Raw genomic sequence first — 13,125 nt, 5'->3', positions numbered from 1 at the left:
CCGTCCGGACACTCCGGGCAGAGCCGGACGACCGGGACCGCGCGGCGATGCCCGGCACCGGAGCAGCCCCGCAAAGCAGGGCTCGGCCCTCGTGACGGCTGCCCGACATGGCCCGGCGCGGCGGCCCGGATCTGCTCACATTTTGCGTCCGCCCTCTCTTCGCAATCGCTGCCTTTTGGCGCGCGGGGTCTCGGGTTGGCGGCCTGGAGTTCCACTGCAGGCGTTCGCCGATCCGCTTCTGCGGATGCGCGGCCGCGATCGCTTCCGGCGTGGCTTCAGGCAGGCGGAGGGCTCGACGCCGCTGATCTGCGCCGTCTCGATCGGCGAGGCGATGCGCGCGCTGGACCGGCCGCCCTCGCCTTGGCCTGCAAGGAGCGCGTTCTTGCGGTTCAGCGCCGTCTCCCGGTCATTCTGCCCATGCCGGTCAGCGCTGCCATGTCCGGTGCCGGTGGCACGCCGGGTTCGGGCCGGATGTCACGGTGTTCCGGACGTTCAACCGTTGCGACGGCGAGATTGCCGGCATCGAACGCGAGGCTGGCCTTGCCGTGCCTGCTGCCGGCCGGGGGGCTCGGCGCGGCGGCCTGCCAGGCGGTCGGCCCGGGCAGCGGCGCCACCTCGAAGCTGTCCGCCGCGCCCGGGCCGACGAGGTTGCCGTAGCGGTCCTGCGGCGTGAAGGTCACGACCACCGCGCCGTCGCCATCGCCCGAGGGCGTCACGGTCACCGGCGTCGCCTCCGGGTCGATGCCGACGGCAACGTGATGGCTCCACTGCACCTCCCGGGTCAGCGTGCAATCGCCCGATTGCAGCCGCGCCCGCGCGTGGAAGGTGTAGCTTCCCTCGGTGACAAGCGCCTCGCCGAGCCGCACGCCGAACACGCCCGCCGGACGGAAGGTCCCCGCCGCAGCGCTGCTGTCGGACATCATGTGATCCTCCTCGACATAGCCGATGACCGGTGCGCCGGAAGTTTCATCGAGCGCGCCGAGCGTCGCCTGGCGCGCCGGAATGATGTCGCCCCCGGCCAAGCGCGGCGCGCCGAGCCCAGCCTCCGCCAGCGCCGTGCCGGTGCCCGTAGACCGGCCGCAGGCTCCGCCGCCGCTCCGGACGGCACCGGGCCCACCGGCCTTGTCCTGCGGCCGTGCAGGCAGAGACATCCCGGCAGGTCGCCGGCCCGGATGGCCGGCGGCGCTCCGTGGCGGACCGGATGGGAGAAGGCGATCAAATCCCGGAAACGGCCGCGGATCGAGGATGTCGCTGCGCGAATTCGGAAGACCCGCCCCGTCGGTCTGCACAACCTTGCAGGACATCGTTTCGAGCCTTGGCAGAACTGCCGGGAACAGAACATCAGTGCAGCGCAGGAGGCACGGCAGCCCTGCCGCCGTCCCGCATCGCCACCGGGCGGAGACGCTTGCCGCAAGAGAGCCGGCATCCCGGAACCCGCGGGGACCAGTTAGACACATGCCGCAACGCCCGCCGCGAACTGTCCGGCTCCGGCCCGGGTCCGCGGCCTCCCAGCCGCCAGCGGCCGCCCCGGTCTGCCGTCCGCGACGGCGGCGGCCACCGCCTCGGGGCCGAGCCCCAGCTTGGAGCCGAAGCCGCCGCCGACATAGGGCGCCAGAATGCGGACCCGGTCCCGCTCCAGCCCCAGCGCATCGGCCAGCTCCAGCGCGTTGAAGCGCAGCATCTGCAGCGCGCTGTACAGCGTCAGATGGCCGTCCTGCCAGTCGGCGATGGCGGCATGCGGCTCCATCGCGGCGGCGGCATGGGATGCGGTCGAATAGGTGGCGTCTAGCGCATGGGCGGCTTCGGCCATCGCGTCGTTGACTGCTTCCTCCGCCGCGTCGTCGGCCTTGGTCTCGGTCTCCGCCGCGGCGGGATCGGTGACGGCAGCCTCCTCTTCGTAGCGGATCGCCAGCCGCGCGGCGGCGTCGCGGGCGGTCTCGAAGCTGTCGGCGACCACCACCGCGACCGGCTGGCCGCGGAAATCGACCCGGTCGCCGGGCTGCACCGGCGGCCCTGCGGGAGGCCGAGGCGATGATCCGCGCGCTCGAAGCGCGGTTCAGCCTCTACAATCCCGGCTCGGATCTGTCGCGGCTCAACGCGGCAGGGCGGCTCGACCGGCTGCATCCCTGGATGGCGGAACTGCTGGCGGCCTGCGGCAAGATCCACCGGCTCACGCAGGGCCGCTTCGACCCGACGGTGCAGTCGCTCTGGACCGCGCCCCCGGGTCCCTCGGGCTGGGAGCGGGTCCGCCTTGGCCGCGACGCGGTGCAGCTCGCCCCCGGTCAGAGCCTGACGCTGAACGGCATCGCCCAAGGCTATGCCGCCGACCGGATCAGTGCGCTGCTTGCCCGGCATGGCTTCGCCGATACGCTGGCCGATCTGGGCGAGTTCCGCGCCCGCGGCGGCCCCTGGCGGCTGGGCCTCGCCGATCCGGAGCAGGGGCTGATGGGCTACCGGACCCTCGCGGAGGGCGCCGTGTTCCGCGGCGCTGCGGCAGAGGCGCTCCTCGATGGCGCGGCGCGCCTCGAAGACCTGGCGCGCCTCCTCCTCGCCGGGCACGGCAACGAAGGCGCCGCGGTTGCGCACCAGCTCGATCACCCCGTAGCCGGTCAGCATCGCCAGCGCGCGGCGGATCGTGGCGCGGTTGCAGGCAAAGATGTCGACGAGCTCCTGTTCGCCGAGCTTCGTGCCGGCGCGCAGTTTCTGGTCCGCGATGGCATCGAGGACATGGTGGATGATCTTCTGTTCGGTCGTGATCGACATCGGCACTGATCTAGAGGCTGGGAAGGGGGAAGGCAATTGCAAGGGCGGCCTCCTGCGCCGCCGCTCCGCACGGCAGGAAGGCCCGACCCGGCGGACCGCGGTGCGGAGAGCGGAGGGCAGCCGGGTCGGGCCAGCCCTCCGCAGGGCAGGGTGCGCATGGGGACGCAGCGGGTCAGTGGCCGGGGCCGGGCGGCACGCGCCGCGCGCCCTCTCCGGCGGCCAGGGTGCGGCCAGCGCCATGGAAGGCAAAGGCGCAGGCGGCAGTCTCCGGCAGGGATGCCGGGGCTTGATGCTGCAGGGAAATCATCGGGTCACCCCATGACAGGCCGCGGGGCGTTCTGCCCGCGGGACGGTTGCTCGGGAGGCTCGCACACGGCTGGCAGGAAGATCATCGGCAGCGCTCCTGGCACGGGGCGCGCGGATGAGCCGGAGATACAAGCCGCGCCGGGTCCGGTCAATAGATGAGTATTTCAATCGGAAAACCGGCCGAATTCAGCCGCTGACGATCCGGAGGCCGCGCGCTCCCGGCTTCCCGACGTCCCGCCGTCGAAGTCGCCCGCCATGGCCGGGACCGGCCCGGGTACCGGCGGGCAATGGCGCGGCGACACCCGGAAGAAACGCCGCCTCCGTGCTCCGGCCCCGGCGCCGTTGCGCCGCCGGCGCGGGCCGGCCCGGACTCCCCGGAACGTCTCCCGATCCTCTTTGCCGCTGAACGCTTGCCAGCGGCCGCGCCGCCCGGAAGGCGCGCCTTCCCGCTTCGTCGAGGGATCGGCCCAGACGGCCAGAAAGCCGTGCCGCCACAGCGCCATGCCCGCAGTTGCGCTCGGACCAGCGGCACTGCACCGGCTCGTCGCGCGTGCCAGCTGGTGGCCTTGCAGGCCGACTTCGGAGGCCTGGACATGCCATCCGGCTCGCGACGGGAATCCCGTTTCTTCCTTTTGCAAAATGGCACCGCACCCCCGGCGACCAAGTTGCCCGCCTGCCGCATCTGCACCGGTGACGGTGCGCCCGGAGCGCGGACCGCCCGGAGCGGAGCGGAAGCCCCCGAACGGCCGACCCTGAGCCGCCCCCGTCCGTGCAGACGCCACGGCGCCTGCACGGGTTCGGGACCCGTGGCGGCGACCTCGTCATGCAGCTCCAGGCACCGCCGGGCCAGGACCTTGGGGGAGATGCGATACGCCACGTCCGCCCCGCGATAGGCGGACAGGTCCGGGCGCCAGGCCGCGAGGGTGCGGATCAGCTGCATCCGGGCCATCCGGCGCAGCGGGTCCCGCAGCTTGTCCGGGGCGCAGGCGATCGCCGCCCGGATCATCGAGCCGGGGCGGTGCGCCGTGCCTGGATGGCGGTTCGGCGGGACATCCGTCCCCCGGACGGATGTCTGCACCGCCTCGCTCCGGCAGACCCTGAGGACGCGGAGGCTTCCGGCCATCCCGCCGCGGTCACCGTGCTGCGTTCCGCATGGGCGGCATGGGCTGCGCTTTCGGCATCGACGTCGTCGGTCTCCGGCACTTTCGCGGCGCCACTGGCGCCACGGTTGCCTGCGACTGCCCCTCCGCCGCCGGTCCAGCCTGTCCGGTGCGGTGGGCGCGTGCCGTGTGGCGGTCGCGGCGAAGCGTGCGGCGCAGAGGCGGCAGGCGGCGATCTCGCCGGAAAGGCCGGTGTCGGGACGGTCTTGCATGGCCCTCCAGATAGCGCGGACCCGCCTGCGCGGGAAGGTCCGGGCCGGGAAACTGGACATGCGGCGGCGCCTGCGCGACACTGGCGGGCATGTCCCATTGGCCGCTTACCAAAGACGACATCGCCCGTCCCGCCTATCGCAGTCTCGCCCAGGGCATCGCCGCCGCGATCGAAGCCGGCAGGCTGCGTGCCGGCGACCGCCTGCCGCCGCATCGCGACATGGCCTGGCGCCTCGGCGTGTCGGTGCAGACCGTCAGCCGCGCCTATGAAGAGCTGATCCGGGCCGATCTGGTCTCGGGCGAGGTCGGGCGCGGCAGCTTCGTCAAGACCGCCTCCACCGATGTCGCCGCGATGCCCTGGCACCGGCCGGGGGGCGGCGTGCCGTCGCCTGCGGCCGCATCCAGTGCGGCGGGGATCCCGCTGCCGCCCTCCGCCGCCCGGTTCCAGGCATGGACATTTCGCGCCGGTCACCGGCTTCGGATGCAGCCGGGATTGCCCGGGAAGGTGCCGGAACGCATCGTCCCGGCCTTGGCAAGCGCCCTTCGGACAGCGTTCGGATCACCTCCGCCGCCCCGCGGCAGCCCTCGCCGCGACCCTCGAGATCGACATCGAAGGCAGGATGCCCGGCGGGACGGTTGCCGGTCGGGAGCCCGAGGGTGAAGCGTCCCTCGCTCCGCCGGCCGGCAGCACGATGCCGGTGGTGGCGGGCGTGATCCGGTCCGTCACGGCGGCGAGATGGGCCGCATGGACGACAGGACCGGGCCTCTGCGCGGCATCGCCGGAATACGGGTCGCGGATGGGCACGCCGCGCAGCCGGATGCTGCCGAAACCGGCTTTGCCGTTCCGGCCGGGAATGACGGCGTCGCTGAGCCGGCCGGATCGCCAGCCGGCCGTGACGGCGCCTGCGCAGCTCCGTCCGGCCGCGGCGGCAGCTCCGTGAGGACAGGGCGGTGCATGTCAAGGGGATGGCGGGCTTTCCGCCGGAGCTGCTCAAGCGCCAGGCGGTGATCCATGTCCGCCAGCCGGTGCGGGGCCAGGTGAGGACGGCGCTGCAAAGGTAAGCCATCAGCTCGCCATGCCTTCGGGCGTTGCCCGTCGCGGCGCCATCGGTCCGAGTCCGATGGGCGACGGCGAACGGCGGCAGTGCGATCTGGCGGAAATGGCGCGCAGCTCCGGATCTTCCGGGTCGACGTCATCGGCGACGCCCCCGGCATCTTGGCGGGCGGCTGCCGGTCCGGCCCCGGGGTCGAGACGCTGGCGGCGAGGCCGGAAAATCCGGATCGGCCGGTGCCGTCTTCTGTCTCCCAGGCGAGGAAGCCGCCGAGATCGGCCGACATGCCGATGTCGGGCAGCGGATCGCCGCGGTCGTCTTCGGCATCGCGCCGCCCGAAGCGCAGCAGGCCCGCCGGCCCGGCCTGCAGGTGGCGGTGTCCGAGCAGGTTGGCGGACAGGTAGTTCGCCTCGAGGCTCAGATAGCGGCGGCCGAAGCTCTTGCGCGCGGCGGGAACCACAGCCCAGGTCGTTTCGTCGGCGCCGATATGCGAGGGGCCGGCTCCGGTGCCGAGAATGGCGTAGTCGGGAAAGGACGGCAGGTCGAGCACCGGTCCCTCGGCCAGCGCCGGAGCGGCGGCGGCCAGGCTGGCCAGTGCGGCAAGGATGGCGGCAAGTCTCATGGCGGCGTCTCCCGATCTGTCCCTGCGCCGAGCAAACCCGATCCGGCGGCGCGAGGCCAGCGTGGCGGGGCGGACCGGCAGCCTTCGGCGGCTGGCGATGGTCGGCGGGCTTGCGGCCGGGGGCGGCGCGCCCTGGGCCGAAATGGCCGCGCTCGGGCTCGGCCTCGGCGGAGCGGCATGGAGGCTGGAAAGGAAATTCCTGTGACGGCGGAGCTTGCCCCTACGGACCGTGCGGTGCGCGACTTCTACGACGCGCTGCCCTACAATCATTTCGCCGATCCCGCCCTCGCGGCAGCGCGCGTGCGGGCCAATCCGCTGGCCGCCTATCCGGATCTCGACGCGACGCTCGCCGAGGCCGGACCCGGCCTTTCGGTGCTGGAGATCGGATGCGGCACCGGCTGGGCGGCGAATGCGCTGGCGCTGCATTGCGGCGCCCGGGCCGTAGGCGTGGATTTCAGCGCCAGGGCGCTGGCCCGTGCACGCGAGGTGGCCGAGGACACGCGCTCGGGCGCGGAATTCGTGCAGTCCGACCTCTTCGCCTTCGCCCCCGCCGCCTCGGTCCCGGAAGCCAGCGCCTCGGCCGCGGGTTCTTCTCCCAGCGCCCGGCCGACGCTGCGGATCGAGGCGGCCACGGCCTCGGCGGTGAAACCGTCATGGACGAGGACCACCGGCACCGACGCTGCCTGAAGCTGCTCCAGAACCTCGGGCGGACCGGCGGTGTCGCGCGCCAGAATCAGGTCGGGCCCGGCGGAGAGCACCCCCTCGGCGGAGAGCTGGCGCATATAGCCGACATCGGGCAACGCCTGCGCCTCGGGCGGATAGAGCGAGGTCGTGTCACGCGCGGCGAGCCGGTCGCCCTGCTCCAGCGCATAGACGATCTCGGTCAGCGGCCCGCCGATCGAAACGATGGCGGAGGCGTCGGGATAGGATTGCGCGGCGGCACCGGTGGCGGTGCAGGCCAGCACGAGCGCGGCAAGCCCGCGGGCAGGGCGGCGCCGGATCACGCCGGAACCTGGCGGGGTCTCCGACTGCGACATCATCCTCGACCTGCGCCGCGCCGCGCCGCTTTTCCCGGCGCACGAGAAGCGCGAAGGCTACCTGCGGGCGGATCCCGGCCGCCCGCAGGCCGTGGCCGCCGCCGTTCTGGCCGCCTCGCATCTGGTCGGCACTTTCGAAAAGCCGCTCTATGTCCGCACCGAGCCGCTGCTTTGCGCCCATTCGCGGGCCGGGCAGACCGGCTGCACCGCCTGCCTCGACCTCTGCCCGACCGGCGCGATCCAGCCCGCAGGCGACCATGTGACGGTCGATCCGATGATCTGCGCGGGCTGCGGCGCCTGTTCGGCGGCCTGTCCCTCGGGCGCGATCGCCTATGACGCGCCGCCCGTCGACCTGACGATGCGCCGGGTGCAGACGCTGGCCAAGGCCTATCTGGAGGCGGGCGGAACCGCGCCGCGGCTGCTGGTCCATGGCGCGCATGGACGGCGCGTGCCGCCGGAGCGCCGGTGCCCGCGAGGATCCAGCGGGCGAGATAGCGCGACAGCTCCAGCCCGTCGGCACCTTCCGGCAGGTCCGGCCGCGGCGCGCCGGTTGCCGGAACGCTGTCGACGATGCGGTCGCCCTGGATGATATCGCAGGACACCGCCGGAGTGCATTTCAGGATGTATTCGGCGGCGGCCTGCGGCCGGTCCGGGACGACGACCGCCGAGCCGTCCGGAAACAGCCGGTAGCTCCAGCCCGGCACGGAGCCCTGCTGGTAGCGCGGCCAGGACAGCGCGTTCGGCGTGTCCTCGTGGAATTCCTCGGCGCCCGGAACCGCCGGGTCGAAGGTGTTCACGAAACTCTCGCCGGGCAGTCTCTGCCACCAGTCGGGCAGCGGCGCCGCGGCCTGCGCCAGCAGCAGCGGCGCGGCCTGGAGCGGCACCGGGCTTCCGGAGGCGGCTTCGCCGCGCAGGCGGGGCCCGGCGGAACGGCAATTCCCCCGGGCCTGCGCCAGCGGATCGCCCTGGCGCGCGCGCTCTTCGGGCAGCCTCCGCTGGTCATCCTCGACCAGCCGACCTCGCTGGCGGATGCCGAGGGCGAGGTTGCCGCTCTGAACGCCCTCCGGGCGCTGAAGCAGGCCGGCACGACGGTGATCGTGATCTCGCACAAGCCGGTGCTCGCCTCCTTCGCGGACCGGATCCTGATGATGAAGGAAGGCATGGTCGAGCATTGCGCGCCGCGCGAGCAGATCATCGGGACGGTGCGGCGCCGGACGATCGGCGTGGTCGGGGCACCGGCTGCGGACGGCATGGCGCGGGAGGCTGCGGAATGACGGGCATGGCGGAAGACGGCATCGCCCGGCCGCTGCTGCGGGCCGGAGCGGTCATCGGACTGGCGGCGGCCGGGATCGGAGGCTGACCTCGCAGCGCACGCGCGGCTTCCCCGTCGAGATGCAATCCGCCGCGGGCCCGTGCAGCGCGCGGATCTTGCCCCGGCCTTCCGGCTTCCGCTGCAAGGGCCGCAGCACCAGCGGGATCTTCGCCGCCCCCCGGCCGCGCAGGGTGCCGTTGGGGATGCTGCCCAAGTCGCGCACTGAGCAGGCTGCGCCCCCGGTTCGAGCGCCTTGCGACGGCGGCCGGTGTATCCCTGAGCTTTTTCAGGACCTTGCGCATCTGCTTGACCTGCCGGGCATGGGCGTGGCGGCCGACCTGCCGGGACAGGCGCGGGGCAAGCCGGGCATGGGATTGTCGCAGCTGCTGGCCCCGGCTTCCTGCGCCAGGGCCAGCAGCTGCGCCCGGGCGCGCTCGCCGGGACGGGCATCCGTCGGATGGGCAGCCGTCTTCTCGGTCACGGTCACGGTCGCGGTCCGGCCCGGGATCTCGGCCGCGCGCTGGAGATCGCGCCGGACTGCCCGCGCTACCTGCACCTCGCCTGCCTGGAACAGGACCTGGCTCCGGACGACCCGCTGCTCGGACGGATCGAGGCACTGCTCGCCGGGCCGCCGCTGCCGCGCGGCGAGGAGGTGCTCCTCACATTCGCGCTCGGCAGGCAGCGCCATGGCCAGGGCGCGCATGAAGCAGCCTTCAGGCTCTGGTCGCGGGGCAATGCCGTGCGCAAGGCCGAGATGGGCTATGACCTGTCGCAGGACGAGGCGGAATTCGCCCGGGCGCGGGACATCGCCCGGGCGGGCTTTCCCCGGATCGACCCGCCGTCCCTGGCCCGCCGCCGCCCGGTCTTCGTCACCGGCCTCCCGCGCTCGGGCACGACCCTGGCCGAGCAGATCCTGGCAAGCCACCCACAGGTCCATGGCGCGGGCGAGCGCGCGCTGCTCGGCGGGCAGGCGGATGCCGCGCTCTATGCCGAGGCGAGCATGCGCGATCTCGCGGCGGAGCGGGGCGCCGCATCCGGGATCGAGGCCGTCCATCCGCCGTTCCATGTGTCGCAGCGCGCCATCGGCCTGCGCCCGGGCCTCGCCACGGTGCGCGAGCGCCTCAATGCGGTGATCCCCGGCTACCTGTCCTCGGAAAGCTACCAGGTGCTGCGCGACACCTGGCTGACCCCCCCGGCCTTCTGGAACGCCGACCGTCTGCGCCAGGCCCGCAACACGGCGATCTCGGCCGCCGCCCTGTTCGGGGCCGCCTTCGTGTGGCTGATCCTGCGGGCGAGGCGCAGGGCGCTGGACCAGGCGCGACGCATGGAGGGACTGTCGAACCGGCTGGGCGCGATCCTCGACACGGCGCGCAGCGGCATCCTCGCGCTGAACCGCGACGGCCAGATCGCCCGGCCAGCACCTGCGGATGGCGCATGTTGGCCGAGGCGAAGACATGGGCGCCGCCGCCGGCTTCGATCCGCTCGCGCATCAGCCCGGAGGGGCCGAAGCTGGCGGCAACCGGCGTTCCGTAGGTCTCCGCGAAGTCCTCCGCGACATCGGAAAGGGCGGCCTTGAGGCTGCCCGCGGCGAACAGCGCGACCTCGTCGGCCAGAGCGGGGGCGGCAGCCAGGCCGAGGCCGGCGGCAAGCGCAAGGGATCGGTGCATGATGGTCCTTTCGGGCACGCGTCAGGGGAATTGGGTGTCGCCGGACTTCGGCGGGGCTTTCGGGACGAAAGCGGCGCGGTCGGGCTTCAGGTCGAGCAGCGGCGTGCCGTCGAGGCAGTCGAGCCCGCGCACATGCAGCACCCCGCCCTCGATGCGCTCGAGTCGGACGACCGAGGTGCCGATCGGGTTCGGCCGCTGCAGCAGCCGCGCGGTATCGGCGACGCTCAGCGCCCCGGCCGCGGCCAGCGCCGAATACTCGCCCAGCGAGTGGCCCGCCACGAAGGCGCCCGAGCCGATCTCCCAGCCCTGGTGACCGCCTATATCGGCTATGATGCCACCGCGGCCTCGCTGCATGTCGGGCATCTGCTGAACATCATGATGCTGCGCTGGCTGCAGAAGACCGGGCACCGTCCCGTCACGCTGATGGGCGGCGGCACCACCAAGGTGGGCGACCCCTCGTTCCGCTCGGACGAACGCCCGCTCCTGGGCCCGGAACAGATCGACGCGAACATCGCGGGGATGCAGAAGGTCTTCGACCGCTACCTCGACTACCGCGAGGACGGCGGCGCGCTGATGCTGAACAATGCCGAATGGCTCGACAGCCTGAACTACCTCGAATTCCTGCGTGACATCGGCCGCCATTTCTCGGTGAACCGGATGCTCAGCTTCGAGAGCGTCAAGTCGCGCCTCGACCGCGAGCAGTCGCTCAGCTTCCTCGAATTCAACTACATGATCCTGCAGGCCTATGACTTCCTGGAGCTGAACCGCCGCTATGGCTGCGTGCTGCAGATGGGCGGCTCGGACCAGTGGGGCAACATCATCAACGGCATCGACCTGACCCGCCGGGTGGCCGACCAGGAGATCTACGGCCTGACCTCGCCTCTCCTGACCACCTCGGACGGGCGCAAGATGGGCAAATCCGCAGGCGGCGCGGTCTGGCTGAGCGGCGAGATGCTGTCGCCCTACGAGTTCTGGCAGTTCTGGCGCAACACCACCGATGCCGATGTCGGCCGGTTCCTGAAGCTCTATACCGAGCTGCCGGTGGACGAATGCGAGCGCCTCGGCGCGCTGGCGGGTTCCGAGATCAACGAGGGCAAGATCATCCTGGCCCGCGAGGTCACGACGCTGCTGCACGGCGCCGAGGCGGCTGCGGCGGCCGAGGCCACCGCGCGCGAGGTCTTCGAGAAGGGCGGCGTCGGCGACGACCTGCCGACGCTGGAGCTTTCGGCCGAGGAAGTNCGGCGGCGGCATCTCGATCGTGCAGCTGATCGTGCGCGCCGGGCTGGCGAAATCCGGCAAGGAGGCCAAGCGGCTGATCACCGACAACGGCGCGCGGATCAATGACGAGCCGCTGACCGATGCCGGGCTGATGCTGGACGCCGCCGCGCTGGCCGCGCCGGTCAAGCTCTCGGCCGGCAAGAAGCGCCACGCGCTGGTCACGGTGGCCGGCTGACATCGACAGGGCGGGGCCGGCGGCCCCGCCTTTTCCCTTGCGCGCCCCGCCGCATTTCCGCCTTGAAATGACCCGGTCCGCGCCTGCTCCGCTCCCTCGTGCCGCCATGCCCCGCAGCTAGACCCGCCCCATCGCAACGACGCGATGCACTGGTCCCGGGGCCGAGCACCCATAGCCCCCACGCCGCGGAGCCCCGGGACCTGAAACCTCTCCCCCGACATCGCGGCAGTTGACCCGGGCCGCCCGGTTCCGCAGGAATGTCCTGCAACGGTTGCGGGGCGGCATGGACCATATTTCGGCAGTGACCTTCTTCGGCGCGCTTTTCGCGATCATGAACCCTTTCGTGAACCTGCCGGTCTTCCTCGGGCTGACCGACGGGATGCCGAAGCCGCTGCGCCGCACGGCGGCGCTCCGGCTCGGGCTCTATTCCGCGGTGATGTGCGCCGTCACCGCGCTGGCCGGGGCGCCGATCCTGCGCTTCTTCGGCATCTCGGTCGAGGATTTCCGGGTCGCGGGCGGGCTCGTCCTGCTGCTGATCGCGCTCAACATGCTGCATGGCGAACAGAGCAGCACCCATCACGGCAGCGAGGACGAACAGGACGGCTTCGCCCGCGCACGGGAGCTGGCCTTCTATCCGCTGACCTTTCCGATCATCGTCGGCCCCGGCACGATCACCACGCTGATCGTGTTCTCGGGACAGGTGGCCGGGCCGCGCGACGCCGCGCTCTATGCCGGGGTGCTGACGGCGGTGCTGGGGCTTCTCTGCGCGGTGCTGCTCTTCGCCGGGCCGCTCGGCGCGCTGCTCGGCCAGACCGCGCGGGCGATCATGTCCCGGCTGATGGGCATGATCCTCGCGGCGATCGCCGTCGGCATGATGGCCGCCGGGCTGCGCAGCCTGCTGCCCGGCCTGGCCGGAGGCGCCGCATGAGGGATCCGCAGAAATTCTGGAACAAGCTCGCCAAGCGCTACGCGGCCACCCCGGTGCGCGACGAGGCCGCCTATCGCGAGAAGCTGCGGCGCACCCGCAAGTACCTGACGACTCAGGCGCGGGTGCTCGAGGCCGGCTGCGGCACCGGGGCGACCGCGCTGGCCCATGCCCCGCATGCCGCCCATGTCGAGGCCACCGATTTCGCCGAGAACATGATCGCGATCGCCGAGAAGAAGCGGGCTGCGGCCGGGATCGGCAATGTCACCTTCCGCACCGCCTGGTGGGACGAGCTGAGCGGCGGATATGACGCGGTGCTGGCGCTGAACTTCTTCCACCAGCTGCCGCATGCCCAGGCGGCGGTGGAGCATCTCGCCTCGCTTGTGAAGCCCGGCGGCGTGCTGGTCGCCTCGACCACCTGCATCGCCGACAATTCGGCCATCGCCCGCAAGCTGGCCCCGGTCTTTGCCACGATCGGCGTGTTTCCGCAGCTCTCGGTCTTCGGCCGCGAGGAGTATCTCGGCTGGCTCGATGCGGCAGGGCTGGAGATCGCCGAAAGCTGGCAGCCGCGGCGGCTGGCAGCCTGGTTCGACGTCGCCCGCCGCCCCGGACCCTGAG

9 protein-coding genes and 11 pseudogenes are annotated in these 13,125 nt (G+C 72.2%); 10 read left to right on the top strand and 10 right to left on the bottom strand.

Annotated elements, in window-relative coordinates; all coding sequences use genetic code 11:
* Nucleotides 1-389: 389 nt before the first annotated feature.
* Together C7T91_RS23110 and C7T91_RS23105 are read right to left on the bottom strand one after the other, a co-directional pair.
* Nucleotides 390-1,022: a hypothetical protein gene (locus C7T91_RS23110; protein ID WP_108261501.1), complete on the bottom strand. Its 633-nt coding sequence runs from the start codon at nt 1,020-1,022 to the stop codon at nt 390-392.
* 425 nt (nt 1,023-1,447) lie between these two features.
* The gene (locus C7T91_RS23105) at nt 1,448-2,005 is read right to left on the bottom strand and encodes a molybdopterin cofactor-binding domain-containing protein (RefSeq protein WP_108261499.1); all 558 of its coding nucleotides are present in this window, start codon (nt 2,003-2,005) and stop codon (nt 1,448-1,450) included.
* A gap of 8 nt (nt 2,006-2,013) precedes the next feature.
* Between C7T91_RS23105 and C7T91_RS36670 the strand changes: the two are divergent.
* Nucleotides 2,014-2,457: pseudogene (locus tag C7T91_RS36670) on the top strand (FAD:protein FMN transferase); the annotation flags it as partial.
* A 165-nt stretch (nt 2,458-2,622) separates the two neighbouring features.
* On the opposite strand, the pseudogene C7T91_RS36665 reads toward C7T91_RS36670, so the two are convergent.
* Both C7T91_RS36665 and C7T91_RS36660 read right to left on the bottom strand, forming a co-directional pair.
* A pseudogene (locus C7T91_RS36665) lies at nt 2,623-2,763 on the bottom strand (GntR family transcriptional regulator); the annotation flags it as partial.
* A 1,117-nt stretch (nt 2,764-3,880) separates the two neighbouring features.
* A pseudogene (locus C7T91_RS36660) lies at nt 3,881-4,345 on the bottom strand (hypothetical protein); the annotation flags it as partial.
* A 185-nt stretch (nt 4,346-4,530) separates the two neighbouring features.
* On the opposite strand from C7T91_RS36660, the gene C7T91_RS23090 reads away from it, so the two are divergent.
* Nucleotides 4,531-5,100: a GntR family transcriptional regulator gene (locus C7T91_RS23090; RefSeq protein ID WP_108261493.1), complete on the top strand. Its 570-nt coding sequence runs from the start codon at nt 4,531-4,533 to the stop codon at nt 5,098-5,100.
* 62 nt (nt 5,101-5,162) lie between these two features.
* On the opposite strand, the gene C7T91_RS32850 is transcribed toward C7T91_RS23090, so the two are convergent.
* Nucleotides 5,163-6,041: a MipA/OmpV family protein gene (locus C7T91_RS32850; protein WP_161556065.1), complete on the bottom strand. Its 879-nt coding sequence runs from the start codon at nt 6,039-6,041 to the stop codon at nt 5,163-5,165.
* Nucleotides 6,042-6,111: 70 nt separating this feature from the next.
* Between C7T91_RS32850 and C7T91_RS32845 the strand changes: the two genes are divergently transcribed.
* Together C7T91_RS32845 and C7T91_RS39865 are read left to right on the top strand one after the other, a co-directional pair.
* On the top strand, nt 6,112-6,318 hold the full coding sequence (locus tag C7T91_RS32845; protein WP_161556064.1) for a hypothetical protein: 207 nt from the start codon (nt 6,112-6,114) through the stop codon (nt 6,316-6,318).
* Nucleotides 6,291-6,602, top strand: a pseudogene (locus tag C7T91_RS39865) (SAM-dependent methyltransferase); the annotation flags it as partial. The gene C7T91_RS32845 and the pseudogene C7T91_RS39865, both read left to right, overlap by 28 nt.
* A 56-nt stretch (nt 6,603-6,658) precedes the next feature.
* On the opposite strand, the pseudogene C7T91_RS36655 reads toward C7T91_RS39865, so the two are convergent.
* Nucleotides 6,659-7,150: pseudogene (locus C7T91_RS36655) on the bottom strand (heme/hemin ABC transporter substrate-binding protein); the annotation flags it as partial.
* Between C7T91_RS36655 and C7T91_RS23070 the strand changes: the two are divergent.
* Nucleotides 7,128-7,592 (top strand): annotated as a pseudogene (locus tag C7T91_RS23070) (4Fe-4S binding protein); the annotation flags it as partial. The pseudogenes C7T91_RS36655 and C7T91_RS23070 sit on opposite strands and share 23 nt — an antisense overlap.
* A gap of 310 nt (nt 7,593-7,902) precedes the next feature.
* Nucleotides 7,903-8,424, top strand: a complete 522-nt coding sequence (locus C7T91_RS23065; protein ID WP_108261489.1) for a hypothetical protein — start codon at nt 7,903-7,905, stop codon at nt 8,422-8,424.
* Between the two features lie 87 nt (nt 8,425-8,511).
* Here C7T91_RS23065 and C7T91_RS36650 read toward each other — a convergent pair.
* Nucleotides 8,512-8,946: pseudogene (locus C7T91_RS36650) on the bottom strand (IS5/IS1182 family transposase); the annotation flags it as partial.
* On the opposite strand from C7T91_RS36650, the pseudogene C7T91_RS38645 reads away from it, so the two are divergent.
* Nucleotides 8,920-9,411 (top strand): annotated as a pseudogene (locus tag C7T91_RS38645) (sulfotransferase); the annotation flags it as partial. The pseudogenes C7T91_RS36650 and C7T91_RS38645 overlap by 27 nt on opposite strands.
* A gap of 172 nt (nt 9,412-9,583) precedes the next feature.
* Here the strand turns inward: C7T91_RS38645 and C7T91_RS23055 are convergent.
* From C7T91_RS23055 to C7T91_RS39860, 3 genes and pseudogenes are all read right to left on the bottom strand, one after another.
* The gene (locus tag C7T91_RS23055) at nt 9,584-10,129 is read right to left on the bottom strand and encodes a substrate-binding domain-containing protein (RefSeq protein ID WP_108261751.1); all 546 of its coding nucleotides are present in this window, start codon (nt 10,127-10,129) and stop codon (nt 9,584-9,586) included.
* Nucleotides 10,130-10,150: 21 nt separating this feature from the next.
* A pseudogene (locus C7T91_RS23050) lies at nt 10,151-10,327 on the bottom strand (TrmO family methyltransferase domain-containing protein); the annotation flags it as partial.
* A pseudogene (locus tag C7T91_RS39860) lies at nt 10,324-10,420 on the bottom strand (ACP S-malonyltransferase); the annotation flags it as partial. The pseudogenes C7T91_RS23050 and C7T91_RS39860, both read right to left, overlap by 4 nt.
* 21 nt (nt 10,421-10,441) lie before the next feature.
* On the opposite strand from C7T91_RS39860, the pseudogene tyrS reads away from it, so the two are divergent.
* The 3 genes and pseudogenes from tyrS to C7T91_RS23035 form a co-directional block, all read left to right on the top strand.
* Nucleotides 10,442-11,582, top strand: a pseudogene (gene tyrS, locus C7T91_RS23045) (tyrosine--tRNA ligase); the annotation flags it as partial.
* Nucleotides 11,583-11,865: 283 nt separating this feature from the next.
* On the top strand, nt 11,866-12,510 hold the full coding sequence (locus C7T91_RS23040) for a MarC family protein (RefSeq protein ID WP_108261487.1): 645 nt from the start codon (nt 11,866-11,868) through the stop codon (nt 12,508-12,510).
* A complete protein-coding gene (locus tag C7T91_RS23035; RefSeq protein WP_108261485.1) occupies nt 12,507-13,124 on the top strand; it encodes a class I SAM-dependent methyltransferase in 618 nt (205 codons plus the stop codon). The genes C7T91_RS23040 and C7T91_RS23035 overlap by 4 nt, the downstream gene beginning before the upstream one ends.
* Nucleotide 13,125: the final 1 nt, after the last annotated feature.

It is taken from the genome of Mangrovicoccus ximenensis, from assembly GCF_003056725.1.
Classification (GTDB): domain Bacteria; phylum Pseudomonadota; class Alphaproteobacteria; order Rhodobacterales; family Rhodobacteraceae; genus Mangrovicoccus; species Mangrovicoccus ximenensis.
Note: the sequence above shows the minus strand (reverse complement) of the source record. Positions and strands in the feature narration are given on the sequence as shown.

Bases quoted from the DNA above. Each gene is read 5' to 3' on its own strand.
- C7T91_RS23090 (WP_108261493.1), top strand. From the start codon at position 4,531: ATGTCCCATTGGCCGCTTACCAAAGACGACATCGCCCGTCCCGCCTAT.
- C7T91_RS32845 (WP_161556064.1), top strand. From the start codon at position 6,112: ATGGCGGCGTCTCCCGATCTGTCCCTGCGCCGAGCAAACCCGATCCGG.
- C7T91_RS23055 (WP_108261751.1), bottom strand. From the start codon at position 10,129: ATGCACCGATCCCTTGCGCTTGCCGCCGGCCTCGGCCTGGCTGCCGCC.
- C7T91_RS23040 (WP_108261487.1), top strand. From the start codon at position 11,866: ATGGACCATATTTCGGCAGTGACCTTCTTCGGCGCGCTTTTCGCGATC.
- C7T91_RS23035 (WP_108261485.1), top strand. From the start codon at position 12,507: ATGAGGGATCCGCAGAAATTCTGGAACAAGCTCGCCAAGCGCTACGCG.